Annotated in this window: 5 protein-coding genes; all 5 read right to left on the bottom strand. The window is 60.3% G+C overall.

Annotated features, from left to right (window positions below; genetic code table 11):
* On the bottom strand, positions 1-197 hold a 197-nt coding region (locus AC1DXV_RS30075), incomplete at its 3' end, for a hypothetical protein (protein ID WP_477937116.1).
* A gap of 413 nt (positions 198-610) precedes the next feature.
* Positions 611-1,000 (bottom strand): SMI1/KNR4 family protein, encoded by a 390-nt coding sequence (locus tag AC1DXV_RS30070; protein WP_477870043.1) that lies wholly within the window; start codon positions 998-1,000, stop codon positions 611-613.
* Positions 1,001-1,018: 18 nt separating this feature from the next.
* Positions 1,019-4,495, bottom strand: a complete 3,477-nt coding sequence (locus AC1DXV_RS30065; RefSeq protein WP_477937114.1) for an RHS repeat-associated core domain-containing protein — start codon at positions 4,493-4,495, stop codon at positions 1,019-1,021.
* 1,010 nt (positions 4,496-5,505) lie between these two features.
* A complete protein-coding gene (locus tag AC1DXV_RS30060; RefSeq protein ID WP_477873842.1) occupies positions 5,506-5,814 on the bottom strand; it encodes a hypothetical protein in 309 nt (102 codons plus the stop codon).
* The coding region (locus AC1DXV_RS30055) for an HYD1 signature containing ADP-ribosyltransferase family protein (RefSeq protein WP_477937112.1) at positions 5,814-6,199 on the bottom strand (386 nt) is incomplete at its 5' end. The genes AC1DXV_RS30060 and AC1DXV_RS30055, both read right to left, overlap by 1 nt.

Genomic DNA, 6,199 nt, shown 5'->3' with positions numbered 1-6,199 from the left:
AAATGAATACCTCCGTGCCCAAGGTTAATGTTTTGCGCAGACGGAGTATTTTTAATCTGAAGGATCACATAGTGCCACGGGTCACTAGCATCATCAGAAAATGCAAGAATTGTGCCATAGCTATCATCTTCGAACTTGGCAATATTTACAACTATTTCCATAGTTATATCACCATCGCGAATCAGCAGCCTAAACATTGGTTAAGCCACCCTGCCGGCATTGATGCTCAATGGTCGTACCGCTTTCCGCCACGCTACGATCCATACGTCACTTACATGCAGGGGAAGGTGGCTTCTGCCCAGTAGTGGTCATTGTTTCGTCAGGGTTAAGCTTATTATTAACGACCGCTCTCGCTTCTGTATGAGGAGTCGCATCCAGCTCTCGTGTGCGACTACTTCAGCTCAACTGTCGGAGCCTTTAATCTGCCGCAACTCCCTAATTACTCGATTCCAATAGCGAACAGCCTCGAAGTGCTGTTGCTTGGTCAACCATGTCTTGTTCCTCGGGTCAAGGGGATCGCCCCCCAGGACGATAGGAGTGATTTCAAACAGTTCCATGCCCAACATCCGAGATCCGTTTCCTTGGCTTTTTGATTCCCTCTTGGTCATGATCACATCGCCAACCGAATGAAGAGATCGCTAAAGCTGCGGGCAGTGGCAGTCGCATATTGCAAGTCCATTCCGACGAATGGAATACGAACGACGGAAAAGTCGGTGCTGCGCAGATCGAACCCATACCCCTCGCCACCACCGCTAGAGCCGAACAGGAGAAGACCTGGCGCATATTGGCTCACCTCATACTCTCGATTAAAAATACTCAGTTCTTCGGCCTTCCAAAGAATGAGGTAGTTGTCGCCGATGAAGCCCTCTCCACCGTTGTGCTTCCGAAGGAACTGCACGTAGTCCAAGGGTAACGAAAGACCAAGCGACTCCACAGCGTCGCGCAGGGCCTCTTCGGTCACCCCTGCGTTCAACACCCAATCTTTCAGCTCAGTTTCCATGCTTGTCACACTCCATCATCAATGTCCAACGATATCTCGCATCAGCTGATTCCACCACGGAGTTACTTGTTGGCGATGAACATCACGCGGCAATACAACCTTGTTGGCTGGATCTGTCGGACTTCCATTGAACTTCACCGGCTTCACTTCGTGCACGTCCACAGGTTTCCCTACAAGCCCTTGCTCCTTCCGTATCGCAGCGTTGGCCTTGTTCGCAGCGTCTCGAGCCGCGTTGTACTCAGGCCCCTCCAGCAGCCGGAACGTGCCTTGCGGCTTCGGAACGCTTGCCGGATATCCAGACCAGTCAGCGATCGAGAACTCACCCGGTGTCACCGCGGGCGCAGACGGTCGAGCAGCGCCGATCTCTCCCAACACCTTGACYGCGCCAATGCCAGTGATTACCTCAACGGTCATCCCGAACGCCGGCGTATCGTACTCACCCCGAGCGCCATTCAAGAACGGAACGTAGTCTGGCCCACCAGGTATTGCTCCGCTCACAAGGTTTGGAACGCCCTCCACGACACCGACACCCACATTCCAGAACGCCTTGCCAGTGTCAAGCAATGCGCTGCCAAGGCTGCTTGGATCACGCCCTCCTTTTGCGACCGCAGTCCCTTCTGGTTGCTTATCTGCCGAGGCCTTTGTCTCCGTCGTCTTGACCGTCGATTCCGGCGTCGCTGAAACACTCCCCGACGGGTTCACAATGACGCCGTCGCAGCCCCCCCTGCAAATGCTTTGCAGATCCGGCGTCTTGCTCTCCTTCAGATCCGACCACCCGCTCGGGTCCGTCCTCGCCAGCGGATCGTTGCGCACGTAGCTGTAGCGGTTGTAGGCCTGCAGGTCCGACGGATCGCTGACGAGCTGGTCCACCGACAGGAAGCGACCGATGGTGGCGTCGTACAGCCGGCCATTCATGTGCGTSAGCCCGATGTCATCGAGCTGCTCGTGGCCGGTGAARCCGCGGTCCGTGCCRCTGTTGAYKGCGGGGCTCCAGTCGATCACCAGCGYGCYSGCRKYGTCGTAGTTGCCGTTCGCGAAGCGCCGCTTGCCGAACGGGTCGTACGCGTCGCGGGCCGTCACGTCGCCGTTGTGGTCCGTCGTCGCTGCGATGCTGCCCAGGTGGTCCTTGTGCCAGTACTCCAGCTTCACKGCGCTCAGGCTCGACTGCACGGGCGGTGCGGTCTGGGTCGCGCCGAGTGACGGCAGCGCTCCGGTGGTGACCAGCACGCCGAGACTCTGGCCGCCGGCGCTCAGGTAGTGGCGGTTGCTTGTCACTGCAGGGTTCGCTGCGCTTGGAGTCGTCGGTGCGTTGACCTCGCTCTCGAAGGCCAGGCCTCCGGTGTTGTCCGGATGCAGGTACCACGTGGTCCGGGTACCGGCGTTCGTGCCACTCGGAATCGTTCGCACCTCGCGAATGCGCGCGTGGTCCTCGTCGTAGTTCCACACGTAGCTCGGGCCGCCTGCAGGCCCTTGCACGCCGGCTTGGCTGTCCGGTAGGTTGAAGCCGGTGTAGGTGATGCCGCGGTACTTGCCTGAGCTCGCGCTGGCAATGTTCCCGTTCGCGTCGAAGCCGTAGGTGTTAGCGGCTGCGCCTTCGATCGATTGAACGGCATGAGGTCGAACGGAGTTGGCCCCCTGCGCGCCGTAGCTGTACGCCCCCACATCGCTCTTGTAGAGGATGCTGCCCAGCGCGTTGTATTGCAGGCTGACCGTCCGGACCAAACCGCTGATCGCGGGAGCCGCCACCGTGTAGCGCTGCAGCCGGCCGAGCACGTCGTGCTCGAAGTTCTCGGTCACCGCGCCTGTGCTGCCATCCCCATTCGCATCGTTGCGGTTCGTCAGCCGGCCCAGGCTGTCCCAGACGTAGCCGTGGTTCAGCACGGTGGTCGCACCCGCCTTGCCCGACACCAGGCCGCTGGCCCGGCCGGTTGCGGCCTCGTAGGCAGAGGTGCTCACCACGGCACTGCTGTACTTCTGCTGCTCCAGCCGGTCCCACGCGTTGTAGGCCTGCGCCTGCCACAGCACCGTGCCCGCCGGCAGCGTCGTGCTCGGGCCTGGCGTGCCGCCCGGCGTGGCGGGCAACGGGTTCACCGTCACCGCCGTCGCCAACGACACCGTGCCGAGGAACCCCTTCGGCGTGTAGCCGTAGTTCACCGTCAGCCCGGTCGACCAGGTCTGCGTCGCCTGCCGGCCGTTCGCGTCGTAGCTCAGCGCGCTCGCAAAACTCGGCCCGTTCGCCACGGTCGTGCGGTTACTGACCAGCCGGCCCAGGCTGTCGTACACCCACTGCTGGCTCATGTCGGTGCTGGCGCTCGTCGCGCACAGCTTGCCGATGCCCATCGCGCAGTTGTCGTAGGTCCAGGTGCTGCTGTACTCCGGCTCCGTGCGCAGCGTCATCCGCCCGAGCACGTCGTACTGCATGCTCGTCTGCCCGCCGCGCTGCAACTGCAGCGGATTCTGCTGCCGCACCACCTGGCCGAGCGCGTCGTAGCGGTACTCGATCACCCCGGCGTCCGGGTCGGTCAGCTTCAGCTTGTTGCCCCGCACGTCGTAGGCGATCTGCACCGAGTTCTGCAGCGCATCCTTCGTCGCCACCAGGTTGCCGAACGCGTCGTGCTGGTGAACGATCTGCGCCCCCAGCGGGTCGGTGATGCGGATCGTGCGTCCTTCGACGCTGGCCTCCTCGCGGCGCGTGCGGCCCTGGTCGTCGGTGGTGGTGACCACCAGCGCGCCATAGGCCGTGCTCGACACGCGTGCCCGGCGGCTGCCGCGGGCACCGAAGCTCACGCCCGGCTGGCTACCCTGGTTGTCGGCGGTGTAGATCTTCAACACCCGGCCCAGCACGTCGTACTCGGTGCGCGTGAGCCCCACGTCGGCGCTGCCCGTGCTCGTSGACGAGCCGCTGTCCAGGAAGTACGGCTGCGTCTGCAGCAGCACCTGGCCCAGGTCGCCGTACTCGGTGTCGGTGACGATCAGGCGGTTCGTGCCGCCGGGTTGCGTTGCGCCATCGAAGGCCTCGGTGACTTGCCGCAGCAAGCGCCCTGCCCGGTCCAGATACTTGCGGGCGAACGGGCCGTTCTTGACGCCGTCCGCGCCGCTCGCGTCGCGCGGCTCCACGTGCGTGAACTCCAGCGCATCGACCGGGATCTCGGCCGCGCTCGGGCTCGGGCAGCCGGGGCTGTTGCTCGAGGTGTCTCCGGCCGGGTTCACGCGCCCGGCGATGAGGCAGTAGACCGTGACCATCCGCGTGCCGTCGGGGTGAATCTCGCGCGTCGTGCGCCCCAGGTCGTCGATCTCCCGACGCGCGGTCAACCCGTTCGGCTCGGTCGTGCTCAGCACGGTGCCGAAGCGCGGGTCCACCGTCTGCTTCGTCTCCTGCCCCTTGGCGTTGCTGCTGCTGCTCGCCTGGGTGTTCGGCTGGATCTGCACGGTCATGCCGCCGATCGACAACGTCTGCGCGCCGTAGGTGACGCTGCTGCTGCGCGGGGTGAACAACGCGTCGCCGGTGGGACCGCCTCAGTTCGCCACTTGCGCACCGGTGCGCATCATTCGCCTCGATCGTCTGGGTGTTCACCAGGCCGGCGGACCGGTAGGTGGTGCTCGTCGTGCGGGCGTAGTTGGAAAGGGTCGGCCACCGCTTGTGCTGCGGGCAGTTGGGCTTGCGCGTGGTCCGTGTTCACCCATCGCACTCAGCGCCATGACTGTCGTCCATTTTCCATCTCACCAATCAAGTGGGCCAGGTATGGCCCTTTCCAAGAGTCTGATGCAAGCGCAGCAGTGGCAAGCTCAATGAAGCGCGATCTGCTCTCCCAACTGGGAAGACAGGACTTGTGAAGGTGGGTGTAGTTGAACGCTCGCAAAGGATCGCTATCGCGACCCGACAGATGCTCGATCAAGAGATAGTCGTCAGGATCGGTGACCTCAGTCTCGCAAACAACACACTTTCTCTTCCCGGGTCCGACCTTTGAAGCCCATTCGTCCACGCGGCGAAGAGCCTCTACCCCATGCTCGTGCTCGCGAACACAGGTCTCATGGAACGCTCCGTCCGAGAACACGAAGCAAGGGTCCAATTCGTTCACCACAAATGGCGGAAATGAACAAGTCGATTCCTCTTGCTTGATAACCCGCTCGCACAAAGAGCACACGCTCTTACCGAATATCAACAATGCCATTGCTCTCAAACTCCTTCAGTGATCGGGCCGAACAATCGACACTTGACCGCCATGGAAGACATACTGCTTCGATTGACCCAAGGCTCGCAGTGCTTCAGCATCTGCCGCACTAGGCAAAGCGTTCGTTGGATGGGTATGGCCAAAGATTTTGGCAATCGAACCCTCCGCAAAATTTATTTCACCAGGTCCACACAACCACCGCGGCGTTTACTGTTGATGCCATCAGCATGGCCAGCCGGCGCGCAACGGAGGCCCCATCCCCGCGGGGATCAACGATGTGATGAGTCCTGAGCGCATAGTTACCACCAGCGCACCGAACAAGTCGGATTCCAATCAATCCGGATTATCACCCTGCCGCTCCCACGTGCGAATACCCACCATCGCGCGCTCAATTTCATCCATATTATCAGGGCCAAGCTCCGACCCAAAAGGCTCCGACAATAGTCGACGAATTTTGGCCAAACGATGCGTCACCCTCCATTCGTCGATGAATCGCGTAGTTTCGTGCTCATAGGACTGGCGATCCACCTCCAAATATTGATTGCCAATATTGCGCAGCGATATTAGCATAACCTCGATTTCCGACAATATATGAAGAGCATCGGCTTTTGATATGCAAACAACACCTGCCTGCTTGGACATTAATTTCTCCTGATAAAAGTTGGATCATCCAGCTTTATTTCACCTTTGACAGTCATTTCGGGCCTGCCATAGCGTGGGTTTTTCACCCATTCGACTCTATTTGCCGGAACATTTGTCTCAACATAATCCCGCCCACGCCCCTGCTTCAATTGATAATTTTTCTCTGCAGCTTGCTGATTCAGCGCGCGCCTATTTGCCGACTCTACATATACCCTATTGTTATCTTGGGCAAGAATAACCCCATCTCGCTCAATATTTTCCGATCCTTTTCTATTGGTGTAGTGGCGAACTCGAACCACATCGTTGCCTAAAGCGATCCCTGCCCCAGCCTCCTCGCCCGCAACCTTCCCCGACGCCAGCATTCTTGCACCGGACATCACCAACC

It is taken from the genome of Rhizobacter sp. P3_C12, from assembly GCF_056402735.1.
This window is presented reverse-complemented; position numbering and strand designations above follow the sequence as displayed.

What these genes read in the sequence shown, in the direction of transcription:
- AC1DXV_RS30070 (WP_477870043.1), bottom strand. Translation starts at nt 1,000, where the DNA reads ATGGAAACTGAGCTGAAAGATTGGGTGTTGAACGCAGGGGTGACCGAA.
- AC1DXV_RS30060 (WP_477873842.1), bottom strand. Translation starts at nt 5,814, where the DNA reads ATGTCCAAGCAGGCAGGTGTTGTTTGCATATCAAAAGCCGATGCTCTT.